This is a genomic window from Rummeliibacillus sp. TYF005 (assembly GCF_003844195.1).
Taxonomy (GTDB): domain Bacteria; phylum Bacillota; class Bacilli; order Bacillales_A; family Planococcaceae; genus Rummeliibacillus.
In genome coordinates this window covers 256,440-276,882 of sequence record NZ_ML122542.1, presented here as the reverse complement: position 1 = coordinate 276,882, position 20,443 = coordinate 256,440, and the positions used below count along the sequence as shown (strand labels likewise).

Annotated in this window: 16 protein-coding genes; 8 read left to right on the top strand and 8 right to left on the bottom strand. The window is 34.2% G+C overall.

What is annotated here, in order from left to right; genetic code table 11:
* Nucleotides 1-26: 26 nt before the first annotated feature.
* From CW357_RS03235 to CW357_RS03205, 7 genes are all read right to left on the bottom strand, one after another.
* A complete protein-coding gene (locus CW357_RS03235; protein ID WP_124217316.1) occupies nucleotides 27-443 on the bottom strand; it encodes a TIGR03826 family flagellar region protein in 417 nt (138 codons plus the stop codon).
* 164 nt (nucleotides 444-607) lie between these two features.
* Nucleotides 608-1,234 (bottom strand): ComF family protein, encoded by a 627-nt coding sequence (locus CW357_RS03230; RefSeq protein WP_124217315.1) that lies wholly within the window; start codon nucleotides 1,232-1,234, stop codon nucleotides 608-610.
* Nucleotides 1,234-2,637 (bottom strand): ATP-dependent helicase ComFA, encoded by a 1,404-nt coding sequence (locus CW357_RS03225; protein WP_241155041.1) that lies wholly within the window; start codon nucleotides 2,635-2,637, stop codon nucleotides 1,234-1,236. Before CW357_RS03225 ends, CW357_RS03230 begins: the two co-directional genes overlap by 1 nt.
* 541 nt (nucleotides 2,638-3,178) lie before the next feature.
* Entirely contained in the window at nucleotides 3,179-4,021 is an 843-nt protein-coding gene (locus tag CW357_RS03220) for a DegV family protein (RefSeq protein ID WP_124217314.1), read from the bottom strand.
* A 202-nt stretch (nucleotides 4,022-4,223) separates the two neighbouring features.
* Nucleotides 4,224-4,904, bottom strand: coding sequence for a nuclear transport factor 2 family protein (locus tag CW357_RS03215; RefSeq protein WP_124217313.1), 681 nt, complete (start codon nucleotides 4,902-4,904; stop codon nucleotides 4,224-4,226).
* A gap of 335 nt (nucleotides 4,905-5,239) precedes the next feature.
* The gene (locus tag CW357_RS03210) at nucleotides 5,240-5,914 is read right to left on the bottom strand and encodes a response regulator transcription factor (protein WP_119415609.1); all 675 of its coding nucleotides are present in this window, start codon (nucleotides 5,912-5,914) and stop codon (nucleotides 5,240-5,242) included.
* A gap of 17 nt (nucleotides 5,915-5,931) precedes the next feature.
* The gene (locus CW357_RS03205; protein ID WP_119415608.1) at nucleotides 5,932-7,098 is read right to left on the bottom strand and encodes a sensor histidine kinase; all 1,167 of its coding nucleotides are present in this window, start codon (nucleotides 7,096-7,098) and stop codon (nucleotides 5,932-5,934) included.
* Between the two features lie 191 nt (nucleotides 7,099-7,289).
* Here CW357_RS03205 and CW357_RS03200 point away from each other — a divergent pair, with 191 nt between their 5' ends.
* Together CW357_RS03200 and CW357_RS03195 are read left to right on the top strand one after the other, a co-directional pair.
* Nucleotides 7,290-7,925: a YigZ family protein gene (locus CW357_RS03200; RefSeq protein ID WP_124217312.1), complete on the top strand. Its 636-nt coding sequence runs from the start codon at nucleotides 7,290-7,292 to the stop codon at nucleotides 7,923-7,925.
* A gap of 148 nt (nucleotides 7,926-8,073) precedes the next feature.
* Entirely contained in the window at nucleotides 8,074-9,258 is a 1,185-nt protein-coding gene (locus CW357_RS03195) for an LCP family protein (RefSeq protein ID WP_124217311.1), read from the top strand.
* A 581-nt stretch (nucleotides 9,259-9,839) separates the two neighbouring features.
* On the opposite strand, the gene CW357_RS03190 is transcribed toward CW357_RS03195, so the two are convergent.
* Nucleotides 9,840-10,877: a glycosyltransferase family 4 protein gene (locus tag CW357_RS03190; RefSeq protein WP_119415605.1), complete on the bottom strand. Its 1,038-nt coding sequence runs from the start codon at nucleotides 10,875-10,877 to the stop codon at nucleotides 9,840-9,842.
* 901 nt (nucleotides 10,878-11,778) lie between these two features.
* Between CW357_RS03190 and brnQ the strand changes: the two genes are divergently transcribed.
* The 6 genes from brnQ (at nucleotide 11,779) to CW357_RS03160 (ending at nucleotide 20,135) form a co-directional block, all read left to right on the top strand.
* Nucleotides 11,779-13,098, top strand: coding sequence for a branched-chain amino acid transport system II carrier protein (brnQ, locus tag CW357_RS03185; RefSeq protein ID WP_124217310.1), 1,320 nt, complete (start codon nucleotides 11,779-11,781; stop codon nucleotides 13,096-13,098).
* A 391-nt stretch (nucleotides 13,099-13,489) separates the two neighbouring features.
* A complete protein-coding gene (locus CW357_RS03180; protein WP_119415602.1) occupies nucleotides 13,490-15,058 on the top strand; it encodes an FMN-binding glutamate synthase family protein in 1,569 nt (522 codons plus the stop codon).
* A gap of 744 nt (nucleotides 15,059-15,802) precedes the next feature.
* A complete protein-coding gene (locus CW357_RS03175; protein WP_119415601.1) occupies nucleotides 15,803-16,510 on the top strand; it encodes a DUF2225 domain-containing protein in 708 nt (235 codons plus the stop codon).
* Nucleotides 16,503-16,859, top strand: a complete 357-nt coding sequence (locus CW357_RS03170) for a hypothetical protein (RefSeq protein ID WP_124217309.1) — start codon at nucleotides 16,503-16,505, stop codon at nucleotides 16,857-16,859. The genes CW357_RS03175 and CW357_RS03170 overlap by 8 nt, the downstream gene beginning before the upstream one ends.
* Nucleotides 16,860-16,889: 30 nt before the next feature.
* The gene (locus CW357_RS03165; protein ID WP_124217308.1) at nucleotides 16,890-18,581 is read left to right on the top strand and encodes a methyl-accepting chemotaxis protein; all 1,692 of its coding nucleotides are present in this window, start codon (nucleotides 16,890-16,892) and stop codon (nucleotides 18,579-18,581) included.
* A 273-nt stretch (nucleotides 18,582-18,854) separates the two neighbouring features.
* Entirely contained in the window at nucleotides 18,855-20,135 is a 1,281-nt protein-coding gene (locus tag CW357_RS03160; RefSeq protein ID WP_164489531.1) for a C40 family peptidase, read from the top strand.
* Nucleotides 20,136-20,443 lie beyond the last annotated feature (308 nt).

Here is a 20,443-nt window from a genome sequence, read left to right as displayed (position 1 = left end):
CTTTCGTTAGCTCTTACTTTTTAATTTTACTTTTTTTTCCGCTCCGCTAAATATGTAGCACGCGCATTTTCTTCAATACTTCTTCGGAATTCTCGCCCTGCTTCGAATTTATTTAAATCTGATTTTAACTCATTAGCGCAATTATCACAAAGCTTTCCTTTTGATGTTAAGCGCCCACAGTTATCACATGGATATCCTAAATTCGGGAACAATGCTGGTTGCAAACGATTTTTCTTAACCCATTTATACAAAAGTTCTCTTTCTACACCAGTAGCCTCTACAATTCGATCGACTGTAGCAGCACGATTTTCTCTTTTACGTAAAAAACGATATACTTCTTCATACAATTTTTCCTCTGACATCGCACACTTAGGACAAATCTCTCTAACTCCAGTGTAATTAAAAAAATCTCCACATTTTGGACAATCTCGTAATTCCCCCATAGCTGTTCCTCCTATTGTAGATCTAACTGTATCTATTTATATTGTCGACATTGTTTTTGAATATTTTATTCTGAAGATTGATTACGAATACATCATAACAAATTATTAGAGTTTTGGGTACTTGAGTAAATGATGCTAGATTCGTTTGATAAAAAGCCATTTGCTTATCCTTGAATTAGTGTAAGTGCTGTGACTTTTTCTGCGCCTGCTTCTATTAATAATGATTTTGCATGCTGTAGCGTAGTGCCAGTTGTGACAATATCATCCACAAGGATATAGTGTGTAGGTTTGATTGCTTCATGGACTTTTAGTCTGAATAGCTGATCTGATTGTTCTCTTTCTATTTTTGTTTTACTCGATTGGGTGATAGGTGATATTTTTTCAAGTAAATGTGTAAATGGAATACCGGCTGCATTTAATAGTTCATCAATATGCGCAAACGTTCTTTCTTTTTGTTTTTCTGGATGCATTGGTATTGGGACTATAATAGTTTGTTCATCTTTTAGATGTTGATGAATTTCTTCACGGAACACTTCAGATAGTACGACATCTTTTAGAAACTTATATTGATGTAGGAAATCTTTCATTGGCTCATTATAGTGATATAACGCAGTGACATCTTTGTATTTTTGCTGTTCGGGCGTGACGCGTTCAAATCTTTGGTGACATTTATCGCAAATAACTGGTTCTTTTGTGGGTGTTAGTAGTTTACGCCAGGTGACTTTGTGATGTAATGGCGCAGCACATAAATAGCAATGGTTTACCGTTTTTGGAGGGAGTTTAACGGACATTACGATAACACCTCCATTTTGTTAAGACTTATAATTTCCTTCCGCGCACCATCCATTTCGAGTGTAATTCCATGGTGGAAAAATACCAAGTCACCAGTAGGATCATCAGCAGACCTCCCAACTCGCCCACCAATCTGGATCAGGGCACTCGAGGTAAAAATACCACTTTCCGCTCCTACAACAGCAACCTGTACCTTCGGAATGGTAATCCCTCTTTCTAAAATGGTTGTTGTAAGCAATCCCGGCACGCTTTTCTTGCGCAATGCAAGTACCTTTTCTTTACGATTAGAATCTTCTGCATGTACAGCTTCAATTTTCAGATGTAATTTTTGAAAAAGTGGTACGGCCTTTTCCATTAATTCAATCGTTGGAAAAAATATGAGAAAAGGTTCATCATTCTTCAATCTAGTGGTTGTCCATTCTAGCAGTTTCCTCGGTATTTTCCCTTTCGCAATTTGCTTTTGATAGTTAAAGAGTGTGTCAAAGCGCGGTACTGGGAGTGGATGCGTATGATATCTTCTTGGTATAAAGGAATAACCACCTTTCAACTTTTTCACCTTATCTTTAAGTTCATCTGAAGGCGTCGCTGTAACAAATAAAATAGGCGAATCGGGTTTCTTTGCTTTTTGGACCGCTTGCTGTAATGTTTCATCGAATGTATAAGGGAAAGCATCAGCTTCATCGACTATAACCACATCAAATGCCTCTTCAAAACGGTATAGTTGATGTGTTGTTGCAATTATTAGGGGAGAATAACGATGTTCAACTGTTGCTCCTCCGTAAAGTGCTTGTACAAAAGTATTCGGAAATACTTTTTGAATTCGTGGTGCCAATTCAAGTACTACGTCAGTTCTCGGTGTTGCAACACAAACACGCTTGTTTTGCATCAGGCATTCTGCAATAGCAGGAAACAGAATCTCCGTTTTACCTGCTCCACAAACTGCATGTACCAAATGGGATTGGTTCTTCTTAACACTATCAACAAGTTCTTCTGAAGCCCTTTTTTGTTGAGGTGTGAAAGTTCCACTCCATTGAAATAGATGTGAAAGATTTGTTCTTGCTTCATAAGGTAATTGAATTTTCCGTGGTGGCCCGATCCATTTTATTAATTCTGTACAACTACTTACTCGTCCCATATTAATACAATGTCGACAGTAAACACAGACTTGTTGGCATTTAGCACAATTAAAAGATGCGAAAAACTCAGGATCTTCGTTTCTGCATCGATTACATCTCCAATTATTTTTTGAGAATAGTTTATTTGTCGTTGAGATTGGTTGTACTCCGGGGATTGTCTGTATATGTCCCATTTGAATATGTTGTTCTATTGTTTTTTGTTGAAAAGGCGTATGCTCTCGAATCCATAGTCGGCCTATTAAAAAATCACGTAGATGAGCATTTATAAGGTTGTTTGGGGAACATAGTTTTTGGGCTGGTTTTGCTTTGTTGATTTTAAAACGCAATAGTTTCCTCCAATTCTGGGGTTGGATTGGGTATATTTTATAAGGATTTTTTGGGGATTTCAAGAGGGAGAGGGTTATTTATTTTTACATTATGGATGGGGGTAGAATTTGTAGATTGTTTGCCATAATTTGTGGAATTGTTTATTTTGGCGCTGGAGCTTTAGCGCAACTCGGGACTCCTTTTTGCACAACTCACAACTCCTTTTGCACAACTCAGCTCCTTTTGCACAACTCATGACTCCTTTTGCACAACTCAGGCTTCCTTTTGCACAACCCATGACTCCTTTTGCACAACTCACAACTCCTTTTGCACAACTCAGCTCCTTTTGCACAACTCAAGCTTCCTTTTGCACAACTCATCAGCTTCAACCTCTTCTAGTACTAAAATGCTTTATAAAGATGAAAGTATTTAGACTTGTAATCCCCCCTCTAAAAACAAAAAGCCGAAATTGCGTCATGCAATTTCGACTTTTTGTGTACTTTATTTTCTATACCATCCAAGTCCAAGTGAGCCTTCACCTAAGTGGGTGCCGATTACTGGACCAAAGTAACTTTGTTTGAAATGGACGGATGGGTATTTTGCTTGTAGTGTGTCAAACCATGCTTGTCCTTCTGCTTCGCAATTGGCGTGGATCACGACTGCTTCGATGTCGGGATGAACGGCAACATCTTCGCCAAGTAGATCTTCTACTCGACGTAATGCTTTTTTGCGTGTACGAATTTTTTCAAAAGGAACAATCACTTTGTCTTTGAAATGCAGGATTGGTTTAACTTGTAGTAATCCTCCGATTAATGCAGATGCGGCTGAAAGTCTTCCTCCGCGTTGCAAATGTGATAGATCATCCACCATAAAGTACCCGCGCATAGATTGTTTCATCTCTTTTAACTTTGCCATGATGTCTTTAGCTGAAGCACCTTGTTGTGCCATTTTTGCTGCTTCAATAGCGTAAAAGCCTTGTGGGCCACAAGCAATTTCACTATCAAATCCGTATACATCAAGGCCTTCAACCAATTCTCCTGCTCGAATAGCTCCTTGATATGTACCACTAATACCACTAGATAAGTGAATTGTTACTACTTCGTCATAGTCATTTGCTAGTTTTTCAAACAAAGAGACAAATTCGCCTATAGGTGGTTGCGAAGTCTTTGGAAGTTCTTTTACTTCTCGAACTTTATCATAAAAAGTAGCAACGTCTATATCAACGCCTTCTGCAAATGTTTCTTGATCAAAAATCACACTAAGCGGTACTACGTGAATATTATATTTTTCTTGTTCAGCTTGGGACAAATAGGCTGTGCTATCTGTTACAATTGCTGTTGTCATTAGTCATCCACTCTCCTACCTAGTTTTACATTTTATAATATATCGCTATGAATGTTAAATGAAAAATATCCCTAGATTCTAAGTGTTACTGATTTTGTTCTATAAGTCAAATATGTAAAACATATTTTCATTGTATAAATATATATTATAGATACAAAAATGGAATGCAAAGGAGAAACCTCTACATTCCATGAGTAATCACTTATTCTTTTGTGCCCATTACATACACTGCCGAAATACCCCATTTTCCATTTTCCTTAGCCATCACTGTTACTTGGTTTAAAGGTTGAGTAAATGTTTGATCGTCCTGCTTCACTGTTGTTTTTATATTCGCAAAAACTTCAGCATAATTTTCTTTATATTTTTTCAATGTTACATTTTTGGCAGTTCGTTTTACATCGTAATCCTTAAATGCTTGTTTAGTATAATCAATTTCTTCATCATAGTTAAAGCCTTTTGGATTTTCTGATAATGTTTTCGCATAACGATTAATGTCCTTATCATTAAAGGACTCAATATATTCGTCAAAAACTGCTAAGATTGCTTTCTTTTCATCAGCTGGGACTGATTTTGCTTCGTCTACTTTACCATCCGAGTTTAATTCGAAACCAACTTTTTCATCATCGGTTGTAGTAGTCCCAGTTGTTGCTTGATCATTTTTTTCAGTGCTAGATGAATCAGAATTCGTTTGTTCTTCGCTTTTATTTGTTGTTGAATCTTCTTTTGTATCTGTGATTCCATGATTGATGGAATTATTTTGTGATGAATAATCAGTATCTTTTGTAGAGCCAGAGTTGTTATCTTTAGCACTATCGTCGTTGTTTCCACAAGCTGCAAGCATAAAGGCACATACTCCAATTAGTGCTATTTTTTTGAAAATCATTCAATACCCTCCTACATTCTCTTTGGAACTAGAATACCCATAATTATTATAATTCATAATATCTATTCATTTTTTAGACGTTATAGAAAGAAATAAGTTTCTATGTATATTTTGGGATACTTTTTTCTGAGCGTTCTCAATTAGTATAATCCAGAATGTATTAGAATGTCATTCAAAGTGGAAAAACGACAGAGATATGACAAAAAATGTTGAGTTTTTGAATTTGATGAACAAACTTAAACATTCACAGTAGTTACCCACTGTATAAAAAGTAAAAAAGCTAGAGCAACGGTTATAATTCCAGTTACTCTAGCCTTATCAAGATATAAATAAAATTATCGAACTTCTACCCAACCATTTTTAATAGCTGTTACAACTGCTTGTGTACGGTCGTTTACATTCATTTTTTGAAGAATGCTTGATACATGGTTTTTAACGGTTTTTTCGGAAATGAATAGCGTTTCACCGATAGCTCGGTTACTTTGACCATCTGTTAGTAGTTGAAGTACTTCACATTCACGCTTTGTAAGTAAGTGGAATGGACGACGAATTTCTGTTTGGTGGAATGAGCCTTTATTTTCACGTTCACTTAGGCGACGGTATTCAGCAACTAAATTTTTTGTTACTTTCGGATGTAGGTATGAACCACCAGCAGCCACGATTTTAATAGCTTCTACGATTTCATCTGCATCCATTTCTTTTAGCATATAGCCTAGTGCGCCAGATTTCAATGCATGTGAAACATAAGATTCATCATCATGGATTGAAAGGATAATTACTTTTGCATCAGGGTATTTTTCTAAAAGTTCAGCAGTAGCTTCCACACCATTTTTTTGTGGCATATTAATATCCATTAATACTACATCTGGTTGATATTCATTATAAAGACGGATAACATCTTGACCGTCATCACCTTCTGCTACCACATCAAAAGAATCTTCGAAATCTAAAATTCTTTTGACTCCTTCACGGAATAGTTGGTGATCATCTACAATAACAATTTTCGTCATGAAAATTTCCTCCTAAATTAGTTCGTTTTTTTATAGTTTTTTTGTTGTCCAATAGGGATTATAAAAGTAATGTGGGTGCCTTCGTTTTTAACTGAAGATAGCTTCATCTCTCCGTTAAGCAGTTCGACTCTTTCACGCATTCCTATAATACCAAACGAATTTCTTTTGACAATATCAGTATCGAATCCTGAACCATTATCCTTAATAGTAATATTGACGTGTTCTTTAAGCCACTCAAATTTCACCCATACATCATGGGATTTACCGTGTTTAATAGCGTTGTTAACACATTCTTGAACCAATCTAAAGATTGCTACTTCGTAATTTGTACCTATGCGAATAGGCTCACCAATCGAATTAAAATGTACATTGCTATTTTGTTTATATTCTTCAACAGTTTTTAAATATTTCTTTAAAGTCGGTACAATACCTAGGTCGTCTAAAGCCATAGGCCTCAAATCATAGATAATTCTTCTGACCTCATGTAAAGCATCGCGAACCATATCTTTTAACTCTAATATTCCCTGAAGCGCTTCTTCAATGCCTCTTTCTTTATAAGTACGATTGATTAAATCAGTTCTCAATAATACATTGGCTAACATTTGTGCTGGGCCATCATGTATTTCTCTTGAGATTCGCTTTCTTTCCTCTTCTGTTGCTTCGATAATTTTGATTGTGTAATCTTCTTTCATCTTAGCATTCTCAAGTGCTGGGCCAATATGCTTAAGGTCAAAAGTTAGATAATTTAGAACTACATTCACTTGATTGACTAAATGATCAGCTCTTTCAATTGTATCAAGTAAGCTTTTCATGCGTCTTTCTAAATCGTCTCTTTTTTCTCTCAGTTGCTTTTCTTCAGCTTGGAGAATAGAGTAGCGAATTTGTATTTGGTTTGCTTGGTCATAAACTTTGTGAATTTCTTCTTCTGAAAATATCTTGAAATTCTTGGATACTTCAGCTAGTCGTCGTCTCGAAAGTCTAGATTTAGCTTCTAATACATCGTTTTCAGATATTAAATTCTCTATTTTATAACGAACTTCCTCTAATTCTAATTTCATTTCATCAAAAGTTCGTCGACTTTGCTCACTAATCGTAAAGATGTCATTTTTTGATTCATCTATCGTTTTTACCATACGATTGAAGATCAGATCTAATGATTTCAAATCAATTTTATCATTTATCATTCACATCACCCTTACACTTTGTGCTACATTTAGAATAAATAATACTTATTAAAATTATACACAAAAATATATCTTTACTACTGTGACCCTAAATTTATTATATCATTTATCCGACCTGAGACTATTAAATTATGATGTCAATACGATGTCAAAGGTTTCATTATATAATACCTAGTAAGAAGGAGTTTACCATGAGAAAAAATTATTTAACACTAAAAACCCTTGGAAACAGTGAAATTATTATCTCAAAATCAAGATTTATCGCAAATTGTAAACGAGTCGAAACTGAACAAGAGGCACTTGATTTTATACAATTTATAAAAAAAGAGCACTATTCAGCTACGCACAATTGCTCAGCTTATTTAATCGGAGAACATGACCAAATTCAAAAAGCAAACGATGATGGTGAGCCAAGTGGCACAGCTGGCGTTCCCATTTTAGAAGTATTAAAGAAGCAACACTTAAAAGATACAGTAGTTGTTATTACACGCTACTTTGGTGGCATTAAATTAGGAGCAGGAGGATTAGTCCGTGCCTACGGAAAAGCAACTACTGCTGGAATTGATGCTAGCGGTGTTGTAGAAAGACGTCTTCACCATCTTATGAAGGTCACTGTAGAGTATATTTGGTTAGGAAAACTTGAAAATGAAATTAGAAATTCTACATATATATTAAAGGATATAAATTATGCAGAATGCGTGGAATTTTATGTCTTTGTTCCAAAGGAAGAGGAATCTCTATTTACTGAGTGGCTTACAAATATGACAAATGGACAAGCTATTATAACAAATGAAGACATGTTATTTTTAGAATTTGACAAAAAATAACTAAAAATTAATTTTACTGATTCAATTCTCCATAGTATAATTAAATTCGCTACACGAAATGTAGCAACTTTATTTTAAAAAGAGCGTCAAATACACTGTGTCAATACAATTCTGTAGATTAGTATTCCTAAATTAGAGGAGATTATATATGACAAATTCAAGAGTACAAGCGAAAAAGGAGAAAAAGTCCCTTAAAAAGAAAAAAAAGAAACATCCCGTCTTAAAAACCTTTTTAGTTCTTTTAATATTAGCAGTTATAGCGACCGGGTCATATGCCTTTTATCTTTTCAAACAAGGTGAAAAAGCAGCAAACAAAGCTTACGATACAAGTAATACCCGAGAGAAATCTGCTTTGAGAGAAGAAAAAGTTGAACCATTAAAAGATAATATCTCAATACTTTTTGTTGGTATTGATGATAGCGAAGCTCGTGAACAAGGTTCTGATCATTCTCGTTCAGATGCCTTAATGCTTGCCACTTTAAACAACAAAGATAAATCAGTTAAATTACTAAGTATTCCACGTGACTCCTATGTTTACATTCCTTATGTAGGTCATGAAGATAAAATCACTCATGCACATGCATACGGTGGGACACAAGCAACAATTGATACAGTAGAAAATTTATTAAACGTTCCTGTAGATTACTACTATCGTTTAAACTTTGATGCATTTATCGAAATTGTCGATGCACTTGGTGGTATTAAAGTTAACGTACCTTATGCATTACATGAACTTGATGAAAACGACAAACGAACAGTCAACTTAAAACCTGGTAAGCAATTACTCAATGGTCGTGAAGCATTAGCACTTGCACGTACGCGACATCAAGATAGCGATATCAAACGCGGAGAACGCCAACAGATGATTTTAGAAGCTATTATTAAAAAGGCATCATCCGTAACATCATTAACAAAATATGATGATATATTAGCTGCAGTCGGCAACAATATGAAAACGAACATGACTTTCGATGAGATGAAATCACTTGCCGCTTATATTAAAGGTGGTATGCCAAAAGTTGACTCACTATCTTTAAAAGGTTACGACGATATGTCAACTGGCGTTTACTACTACAAATTAGATACAAATAATCTTGCTGAAATCAAACAAACGCTTCAAAAACATTTAGGTTTAACTGAAAATGACTTAAACACACAAGATAATTCGACAGACGATACTGAGACAGATACGAATACGAATACGAATACGAACAACAGCAGCAGCAATTATAATTCCAGTCAACAATCTAGTTCTTATAGCGGTTCTGGTAGTACTTATAGTGGATCTGGTTCTAGTAGCAGTTACAGCTCAGACTACAATTCGAATAATTAATCTAATGATAACGAATAATAAGCATCTAATAGTTTTTCTATTGGATGCTTTTTTATTTATGGTTCGGTTCTCTTTTTGAACTGAGGTTTTTGAAGACGTAAATTGCTGTAAGGGCGAATACAATTTAAAATGGAGCGAATAAACGAAGCGAGAGAGCGAATAAAATCACAGAAGGAGCGAATAAAACTACCGAGAGAGCGAATAACGTTAGAAAATGAAGTTACTCGGTGAAAGCAACATAGATGAAGGGATTTATTTCTTTTTAGAGGAGGTTTATTTCTTTTTTAAAGGGTTTTATTACCTTTTCAGAGGCTTTTATTTCTTTTTCAGCAGTGTTTATTTCCTTTTCTGATGCTTTTATTTCCCTTCAAAGTCACTCCCCTTTCAGAGGTATATTTAATTCTATTAAGATATTAATATTTAAAATATTTTGAAATTATCCACAATCCCACAGCTTTATCCACATTATCCTCTACCATCACTGATGAATTGGTCAATCTCCATCCAATACTTATCCACAAAATAAAAAAGAGTGTAACTAAAAGGTCAAAACTTTTAGCACACTCTAGTATATTTTAAGATTATTTTTTTCGAACAAGGTTTAACAATGGGCGATAATTTTGTCCAGCTAGTCCAATCACTTCGACAAATAACTCAATTACTACAAGAATTACAGTGATGAGAAGAATTGCTCCCCAAACTTTTGCCATTGAGAATGTAATTGCTGCTAACCCGAACATTGCAGCGATCCCATAAATAAGTAATACTGTTTGGCGATGAGTAAAACCAATACTCATCAAGCGGTGATGCAAGTGAGATTTATCTGGGCTAAATGGTGGTTGTTTGTTTAACAAACGACGCACAATAGCGAAGAAAGTATCTGAAATTGGAACACCTAACATAACAATAGGAACAACTAATGAAACAAAAGTTACGTTTTTAAATCCAAGTAAAGCTAAAACAGAAATCATAAATCCAAGGAACAAAGCCCCGGTATCACCCATGAAAATTTTCGCAGGGTGGAAATTATAAAATAAGAAACCACATGTACTTGCTGCAAGAATCAAAGCCATCACTAATACAAAAACATTACCCATTATGAATGCCATAGCTGCAAGTGTGATTAATGCAATTGTGGAAACACCGGCTGCAAGGCCATCTAATCCATCTATTAAGTTAATCGCATTCGTAATACCAATAATCCAAATTAAAGTTAATGGAATGCTTAAATAACCAAAGTCTAATTTTCCGTCGAAAGGTAAATTGATAAAGTCAATTTGAACACCACCAAAGAAAATAACGATTGCAGCGGCAACAGTTTGCCCAATCAATTTAGCTTTTGGAGAAATTTCAAGCATGTCATCAAGGACGCCTGTCACGATAATAACAAAGCCTCCGATTAAAATGGCAATCATTGATTTATCCATAGGTTGTGCTACAACTATACCAATTAGAAAAGCTAAGAAAATAGCTAATCCACCAAGTCGTGGCATAACATGATCGTGCACTTTACGATAGTTTGGTTTATCTACTGCACCAATTCGAAATGCGAGTCGTTTAACAAGCGGAGTCAAAAGAATTGAAGCGACAAAGGCTACAACTAATGCTAGGTAATTCATATATTACCCATCCTCCTTATAAACTCTACGTATATTAATAAATGCGCAATAAAAAACGCATTCAAATGCTAGTTATCATTGAATACAAAAAGTATTATAGCATGATTTCTAGAAAATAACACTCTCTTTCAAGTAATTTGTTTGTCCATCACTATAATCATACTATTTAAATCTTACTCTAATAAAACACAAGAAATGCTTAAAAGGTTGCATCAAATTTTAAGTTTTATGCAATTCTATGTGTTTAACAACTTTACATATATGATTATAGAGCCAAATTACGAATATGACACAACCAATTTTTACTATGAATCTGACTATTTTAATCATTACTTTTTATCGAATTCACACCTGGCTGAATTATTGCAATAAAAATCTCCTAACACATCTGTTAGGAGATGAAATTATGTAAATTTAATAACATTCTATTAACTGGATTATTAACGAAGAGCAGTTTATTCGCTCTTTCCTATGGTTTATTCGCTAATTTGGGGATTTTATTCGCTCCTACCTTCGTTTTATTCGCTCTTTTTTGAATTGTATTCGCCCTTACAGCAATTTAAGTCGCGAATCTCCAAACATTTCTCGATTTCGGTCCACTTCTCTTCAGAACAATCAATTATTAAAATAATCTTTACACCTCTTCATAATTTACTTATTCTAAATTTTCTTTTATTTTATAATATTTAACTTAATTAATATAAATTTTCACTTTTTAAATAAAATTTAAGGTTCCATTATCGACATATTCATGTTAATCTATTCAAGTACCTTTTTAAAACTGTTGTAATTAGAATTTTCAGATAACAACGAATATTTAATCACCTTATTCCAAATAGCGTAATAATTTCATATAAATTACTAGAGATTACACGCAGAACATTATAAAAGGAGTCTTATTATGCAAAATCAACATCTTTCTCTTTGGGAAAAAATATCGGTTGGGTTCATGCTTTTCGCATTATTCCTAGGTGCCGGTAACATTATCTTCCCTCCTCTATTAGGACAACAATCAGGCGAACATTTTGTTTTAGCTATAATTGGTTTTTTAGTAACTGGTGTAGGTCTTCCATTATTAGGGGTTATTACAGTTGCCAAATCAGGCGGTGAATTACAAGATATGGCGGGCCGTATTAGTCCACTATTCGGTGTAATCTTCACAGCAATTGTATATCTTGCGATTGGACCATTCTTCGCAATGCCTCGTACGGGTACAGTTTCTTATGAGTTAGGTGTTAAACCTTATTTGTCAGAAGCATCTGCAGCATCATTTTGGCCATTATTAATCTTTTCAATCATTTTCTTTGCAATTACTATGTTCTTCGCATTGAACCCAAGTAAGTTAATTGACCGAGTAGGTAAAATTCTTACTCCTGCACTTTTAGTTGTTATCGCTGCACTTGCTATAAAAGCAATCGTGACACCGATGGACGGAGCTGGAAAAGCAGTCGGTAAATACGTATCAAATCCATTTGGTGAAGGTTTCGTTCAAGGTTACTTAACAATGGATTTCCTAGCAGCATTAATCTTTGGAATTGTCATTGTAGAAGCATTAAAAGGTAAAAATATTACGCACAAACCAACAGTTGTGAAAACAACAATTTTCGCTGCATTTATCGCTGCAGCTGGACTAGCTCTTGTTTATCTTTCTCTTGGTTATATTGGTTCATCAAGTTTCCAAACAATTGGTGCATTCGACAACGGTGCTGATATCATTACAAAATCTGCAAACATCCTATATGGTCAATTCGGTAATATCTTATTAACAGCTGTCATTCTACTAGCTTGTTTAACAACATCAATCGGCTTAATGACTGCATCATCTGAGTTCTTCCATAAAATCTTCCCTTCTATTTCTTATAAAGGATGGGTATGGGTTTTCACGATTTTCTCAACTTTCGTAGCAAATATCGGGCTTGAACAATTGATCACCATCTCTTTACCTGTACTACTTGCTATTTATCCACTAGCAATTGTTCTAATGATCTTAACTCTTGCTGCAAAATGGTTCAATGATGCACGTGCTGTTTATATTACAGCAATGATTTTCACAGCTTTAGTAAGTATTTACGATGGTCTTAAACAAGCTAAAATCACTTTTACTGGTTATGAAAACTTCTTAAACCAAATCCCACTATACTCTACAGGGATTGGCTGGCTAATACCTGCTATTATCGGTGCAATCGTAGGTTATGTCATTTCTTTGATGCAAAAAAAATAAATTACACAACCAATACATTTTAAATAGAAAAAAGACTGTAAACACACTCCAATTTAGAGTAGTTTACAGTCTTTTTCTTTTATAAATTAAGATTAGACACCAATCCGCTTAAGTCACATATATCTAATTATAGAGGTACATCCCATATTCAATCTCTACACTTACACTCTAAGGTTGAATTTGTACCAGATTTAGGGTAATCACACTATTCTTTAATGGGTATAAATCTTCTGTTTAAAGTAAGCGTTTTCAAGTGTTTTCTTTAATAAATACACTTTTTAATCTAAACACTTGAATCTATCTCGAATTGTGATATATTTAATACGCAATTGAGATAGATTCATAAATTTGACACAAAGTTTGATTAATGAGGCTTTTCGGAGGTTTAAAAATGATTTCAACTATTTTATTAATTTTAATTACTATTTTTGTTATTATTCCTGCAATATTAGTATTTACTCTATATGTATTAGACCGTAAGCAAAAACAACATGCTATTTTACGGAATTTCCCGGTTCTTGGTAGAATGCGTTACATGACTGAAAAAGTCGGTCCAGAACTTCGACAATATTTGTTCGATGATGACCATAAAGGTAAGCCTTTTAGTCGAGAAGACTTTTTACATGTCGTATTACCTGGGAAATACTTAGGTTCTGTCATAGGATATGGTTCAAAACGTAATTTTGAAGAAGCAGGTTTCTATATTCGTAACGCTATGTTCACAAAACAAGTAGAAGAAATGCGTGTCGATCAAAGTCAAACTGTAGATACTCAAAAATATGTGATTGATTCTGATGGATTGTTTAATCGTAAAGAACATACAGAAAAAGTTACAGTTAAACCATGGTTGCTTCCTGAAGAAGATGCCATTGTAATTGGACCAAATTGTCGTGAACCTTTCCACGTACGTAGTTTAGTCGGTCAATCTGCGATGAGTTATGGTGCACTAGGAAAAAATGCTATTACCGCTTTATCAAAAGGTATTAGTATGGCAAAAGGATCTTGGATGAATACTGGTGAAGGTGGTATCTCAGATTATCATTTAGCTGGTGGTGCAGATATAATCGCCCAAATTGGTTCAGGATTATTTGGTTATCGTACAAAAGACGGAGAATTTAGCTTTGAATTACTAAAGGAAAAAGCGGCGATTCCTCAAGTTAAAGCATTCGAGTTAAAACTAGCGCAAGGTGCAAAAACTCGTGGTGGTCACGTAGAAGCAGATAAAGTTACGGAAGAAATTGCGAAAATCCGTAATGTCGAACCACACAAAACTATCAATAGTCCAAACCGTTTCCATCAATTCAATGACTTCCCATCACTATTTAAATTTATCGACCAAGTTCGAGAAGTCGGCGGTCTTCCAGTTGGTATTAAAATTGTTATTGGTAGTCCTGATGATGCAGAAGCTCTTGCTTCTTATATGAAAGAAACAGGTAAAGGTCCAGACTTTATCACAATCGATGGTGCTGAAGGCGGTACAGGTGCAACATTCCAAGACTTAGCAGATAGCGTTGGTCTTCCTATTCACTCAAGCCTTGTTCTTTTACATGATGCCCTTATTAAATACGGTGTACGTGACCGTGTGAAAATTATCGCTTCTGGTAAAATTATTACTGCAGACCGTGCTGCAGTCATTCTTGGCTTAGGTGCAGATCTTATAAACGTAGCTCGTGGATTTATGATTTCAGTTGGATGTATCATGGCACAACGTTGTCATACGAACGAATGTCCAGCTGGCGTTGCAACAACTGATCCTAAATTACAAAATGGTCTTATTGTTGAAGAGAAAAAATTCCGTGTAACTAACTACATTATTACTATGCGTGAAGGTCTATTTAGAGTAGCTGCAGCAGCTGGTTTAGACTCACCAACCAAATTTAATAGCGAACATATTGTTTACAAGGACGATTATGGTCGCGTGTATAAAGTTGAAAATTTGAAAGAAAAACAAATAAGTTAAGATTACTAGATTAATATATAAATATTATATAGAAGAAACGCCTTTGCATGATGATATTGTAGAGGTGTTTTCTATATTCATACTTCTATTGATTTCATACGGAAATATACCTAATAGAATTGTTTTACTTTTTTACAACTTGCACATTGTTACATTCAAAAAAATATTGTCCTAGATGTTTCGAATTTTATTATTTTGGCTATGCTTGTACTATAGTGATTTTGCTTATTTGATTTCACTATCCAATTGTTATTGCTTATTTCTAACTTTGAAATAAAAACTCTATAAACACGGAACAATTAACCTCCTCAGCTCTGCAAAGTACCGCCAATCCCCTTGTTTGCGGTACTTTGCGATTTCTTATAAAGTCTCCTCTTATTTCTCATTAATCAATAGATAAAAAGTATATTTTTAAATAGTTATAATTTCCCCTTTTAATCATAACTTCATAAACTAACAACAACCAAAGATTTACAAATTAATTCTTTTGTTTTATAATACACATTACCTTTATACTACAAATTGTAATATATTATCATTGATATTTGACTAAATAAATATGATAATATAGTAAAAAATAATCATTACATACTCAATGAATTTGTTTATGTAATTTATATTATTCTCGGATTTCACTATAGATATAATTACAATTTAAGGATGTCTGAACTCACTAGGCTGCTAGGAACAGTTGGTGGGTAATACTGCCCTGTCCGTTATTGTAGGATAAAGGAGATGTTTCAAGTGGGATTTAATATATATTATTACGAAAGTAAAATTGAATGCTGTTGTTGCAAAAAAAAGTTCACGACTTACAAAGTACGACCAAATCGTTATAAAGTAGTCGATCAAGATACTGATTTTATGCCTATTTATGAGGGATTAAATCCGATACTATATGAAGTCTCTGTTTGCCCTCATTGCGGGTATGCTTATCACAAATCAATGACACGTACTTTTGGACCTTTCATGCAACTTATTAAAGAAATATATATTAAAGAATTGCAAAAACCGATGAATATTTGCGAAGTGCGGTCACTTGAGGATGCTATTGCTAGCTTTAAGTTAGCTTATTTAGTGTCAAGAGCTTCTATGGAGGAGCCTCTTATTATGGCCAATTTTGCGATAAAAATTGCATGGCTATACAGATTAAAAAAAGATTCACAATCTGAAATGCGATATCTTCAAGCAGCTAGAGAATTTTACAGTAAATCTTTTGCGTCCAATAAAGAAGGCGAAGAAAAGCTTCAATATTTGTATGCCGAACTAAGCCTTCGTATAGGGGATATTGAGGAAGCGAAAAAAGGATTTTCTCAACTGATTTCTGGAAGAGACGTTTCTGCCAAATATCAAAAAATAGCGCGTAATCGTTGGGAAGATTATAAATACAATAATGCGATTGATCATAGCAAACTCATATTACGAGCTAAGGGAGAGATTGAAGATGTTTAATATGAAAATTCGACCGGATGCAAATGAGGATGTTATTTTCTCTGAAGTTGTTCATTTTTTGCTGAGAAAAAATAATCGTATTCTATCTAATGATGAAGTTATTGAACGAACAGGGATTCCGCCAGAATTAATCTACAAATGGGTAAAAACAGGTAGATTAAAAAATAGTCTTTTCCCTAATCTTGGCGCACCATGTGAAAGATGTGGAAGAATAACGAATCACGCTAAAATCTGTAGACACTGCGCAAACTCTATAACTAGTACACTTGCACAAGAAGAAAAAGATAAAATCTGGTTTAATAAAATCCAAAAGCCAACCCACAGAGCAAATGCTTATCGTTATAAATAATAGATTAATATATAAACTAGGAGTGACTACATGAAAATCCGTAGTATGATTAAATACTCAATCATCATCGCAGTTATATTACTTATCTTAACTACTTTAAGCATTGGGCATTTAGGAAAAAGTTTATCTGAACAAACGAATGCATTTAATATTAACCAACAGGATGGACAAATTGCTATAAAATTAATGCAAAACATTGAAGCAAAGTCATCTAATATCCGTACATACACAGAAACAGGGTCGAATCGCTCTTTACGAGCTTATCAACGAGAAGAAAAAGAAACGCTCGATACTAATAAGACGCTCAAACAACTAAAAAATCACCACCTACCAAAAGAAACATTAGCCTTAGCCGAATATGCACTTCAACAATCAGCTCATCTAAAAATGATTGAAGAACAAGCTTCTTTACTAATGCAAAAAGGAGAAACAGATAGAGCCAAGGATTTACTTTATGGAAATGAATATAGTCTTTTAAAAGATAATGTCAATAATTCTGTTTCAAATTTTGATAAAGCTCTTTCTTCATGGACATTAAAAAAAGTAGAACAAGCGAATAATAATGTCCAAAATAGTGTAATTGTAACTTCGATTATAGTAGCTCTTGTACTGATCTACTTAGCTATGCTCCTTTTATTATTAGCGAAGAAGATTCGACCTTTAAAAAATATGACAACCTTAGCATCTGAGATTGCCAACGGAAATCTAACCTTAGATTCTTTAAATAACCATTCAAAAGATGAGATTGGTCAGCTTGCAGAAGCATTCAATAACATGTATAGCAATTTAAAACAAATCATTAAAACAGTAAAACTAACGAGTGAGCAATTAGCTGCCTCTTCCGAAGAGCTTTATGCTAGTACAGAACAAACAAGCTCTGCCACTAAACAAGTGAGCGAAAAAATTGACCAACTCGCATTGGATGCTAATACTCAAATGGAGTATGTACTAAACGGCACTAATTCTATGAATCTTGTTGCAGACCAAGTTGCTTCCGTTGCTGAAACAGCAACGATGGTCTCGAATTCTGCCACAGTAGCTACAGATAAGACCGTCTACGGAGGAAAAAATCTCGAATCAACTGTAAAGTTAGTGAAGGAAATTCAAAGTTCCATTGAAGCAACTCAAAACTCACTGATTGAATTAGCAGGTAGCTCTCAAAAGATTAATACTATGGTAACAACTATTACGGGTATCTCAGATCAGACTAACTTATTGGCACTAAATGCAGCAATCGAAGCTTCACGTGCTGGCGAACACGGAAAAGGGTTTGCAGTTGTTGCTGATGAAGTACGAAAATTAGCAGAAGAGTCCACTCGTTCAGCAAATGAAATTCGCGAAACAACTCTAGGTATCCACCAAAGTATGAACAAAACAGTCGAGCAGATGCAAACAGTAAATGATCATGCAGAACTTGTCTATAAAAGTATTCAAACTACAGGAGCAGCATTCCGGGATATCTACGAAACTTCTTTGACTCTATCAAAAGATATCCAAGAAGTATCTAACGTAACAGTAGAAATCACTGCAGCTTCCCAAGAAACCGCAGCGTCACTGGAACATGTTAATACGATTTCACAAGATACAAATGACAAAACACAGCATATTGCAGGTTTATCTGAAGAACAACATGCAATCATTGAGGAAATTACTGCTTCTATTGAAGAATTAAGTAATATGGCTGATTCTTTAAGTAAGAGTGTTCAATTATTTAAATTATAGTAAACGATTAAAAGAGTGCTAAATCCAACCAAAATAGCACTCTTTTTTCTATATTTAGACAGTAAAATCATTAATAATGCAAATTACGACAAAAAAACAGTAATTTTGATAGTGATTTTAACCTATAAAAGATTCAAATATACAGTATTTTTTTAATTATATTTCTATCAAATTTACCCTTTTTTATATGAATATTGTTTTATTTTCTGTTTTTATCTACAATGTAGATAACAAAAGCCTGTACGTTCAAATCCAACTAAAGGAGTGATTTTTGTGAAAAAGGCTGTATGTTCTGTTCTAGCAGTAGGAGCTGCTGCATTTGTCCTTAACTCTCAAGACGCACAAGCAAGTACCTATACATATAAAGTGAAAAGCGGAGACTCTTTGTCTTTAATCGCTCAAAAAACAAATACAACAGTATCTAACATTAAGAAATTAAACCATCTCTCTTCCGATGTTATTTACGTTGGACAAAGTATTAAAACGAGTAGCAAAGCCATTACAAAAGTTAGCACTACTACTTCCAATAAAAATAAGACAACACTTGCAACTACATATAAAGTAAAGGCCGGCGACTATTTAGCTAAAATTGCTGCTCAACATAATATTACTTTGTCTTCTCTTATGAAAGCTAATGGACTAAAGAACGACAAAATATATGTGGGGCAAACTCTAAAGATTCCTGGTTCGTCAACCGTAAAAGTAGCAAGTACTAAAACAGTCAAAGAATCATCTAGCTCTACGAAAAACATAAAAACAACTACATACAAAGTAAAGGCTGGCGACTATTTAGCTAAAATTGCTACGAAATATAAAGTGACTATTGAAGCTATTGAAAAAACAAATAAAATAAAAAATAAGATTATTTATGTTGGCCAAACATTGACAATACCTGTCAAAGGAACTTCAAGCACCACTTCTAATAGTACACAGAAAAAAGCAACCGCTTCTACATCAACTTCAAAACATACGGTTGTCGCAGGGGATACGTTATCTACCATCGCAAACAAATATGGAGTCACAGTTACTCAACTAAAATCATGGAACGGCTTAACATCCAATCTAATTCGTGTAGGACAAGTATTAGCAGTTAAAAATACAGGTACAACGAGTCAACAAAAAAAAGAAAATACAACTGCTGTTTCCAATCCTACTGTTGGTCAACAATCATCATCAAAGGTTGTCAATACAGCTATGAATCTAGCACTTTCTTTCCAAGGTGTTCCTTATGTATGGGGAGGTTCTTCTCCAAGTGGTTTTGATTGTAGCGGTTTTATCTACTACGTTTATAGTAAAGCGGGATATAGTAATATCATCCGAACAAGCGCTGCTGATTACGAAGTGAGATCTTATTATGTTTCGACACCTAAAGCAGGCGACTTAGTATTCTTTAAAAACACGTACAAACAAGGAATCTCACATTTGGGAATATATATCGGTAATGGTCAATTTGTTCATGCCGGTGGAGACCAAGTACAAGTTTCTTCTGTCAACAATTCATATTGGAAAAGCCATTTTGATAGTTATAAACGATTCTATGATTTAAAATATTAATTTATTAAGTGTCAAACTAGGATAAAAGAAGCTTAGCTAATGGAAAATCCGAACTATAATGAGGAATTTTATCTAAATTTTCCCATTCGTTTGAATTTTCCTTTTTTAATTATTCCAACGAGTCTATTTCGTAAACACGTACTTTTACCCTTTGTAACAATATGTAATATTATAGTTATTTGCTAGTAAGATACCTTTATAAACGACATAAAGGTATCTTTTTCTTATGTAAAATTACGTCATAGACCCATTTTATTTTATCAATTACTGCTATTTTTAGGACAAATAATAATGAAATATCCTAGTAA

Bases quoted from the DNA above. Each gene is read 5' to 3' on its own strand.
- CW357_RS03170 (WP_124217309.1), top strand. From the start codon at position 16,503: ATGTTTAATATGAAAATTCGACCGGATGCAAATGAGGATGTTATTTTC.
- CW357_RS03165 (WP_124217308.1), top strand. From the start codon at position 16,890: ATGAAAATCCGTAGTATGATTAAATACTCAATCATCATCGCAGTTATA.
- CW357_RS03205 (WP_119415608.1), bottom strand. From the start codon at position 7,098: ATGATAAATGATAAAATTGATTTGAAATCATTAGATCTGATCTTCAAT.
- CW357_RS03190 (WP_119415605.1), bottom strand. From the start codon at position 10,877: ATGAATTACCTAGCATTAGTTGTAGCCTTTGTCGCTTCAATTCTTTTG.
- CW357_RS03230 (WP_124217315.1), bottom strand. From the start codon at position 1,234: ATGTCCGTTAAACTCCCTCCAAAAACGGTAAACCATTGCTATTTATGT.
- CW357_RS03235 (WP_124217316.1), bottom strand. From the start codon at position 443: ATGGGGGAATTACGAGATTGTCCAAAATGTGGAGATTTTTTTAATTAC.
- CW357_RS03215 (WP_124217313.1), bottom strand. From the start codon at position 4,904: ATGATTTTCAAAAAAATAGCACTAATTGGAGTATGTGCCTTTATGCTT.
- CW357_RS03200 (WP_124217312.1), top strand. From the start codon at position 7,290: ATGAGAAAAAATTATTTAACACTAAAAACCCTTGGAAACAGTGAAATT.
- CW357_RS03220 (WP_124217314.1), bottom strand. From the start codon at position 4,021: ATGACAACAGCAATTGTAACAGATAGCACAGCCTATTTGTCCCAAGCT.
- brnQ (WP_124217310.1), top strand. From the start codon at position 11,779: ATGCAAAATCAACATCTTTCTCTTTGGGAAAAAATATCGGTTGGGTTC.
- CW357_RS03210 (WP_119415609.1), bottom strand. From the start codon at position 5,914: ATGACGAAAATTGTTATTGTAGATGATCACCAACTATTCCGTGAAGGA.
- CW357_RS03180 (WP_119415602.1), top strand. From the start codon at position 13,490: ATGATTTCAACTATTTTATTAATTTTAATTACTATTTTTGTTATTATT.
- CW357_RS03195 (WP_124217311.1), top strand. From the start codon at position 8,074: ATGACAAATTCAAGAGTACAAGCGAAAAAGGAGAAAAAGTCCCTTAAA.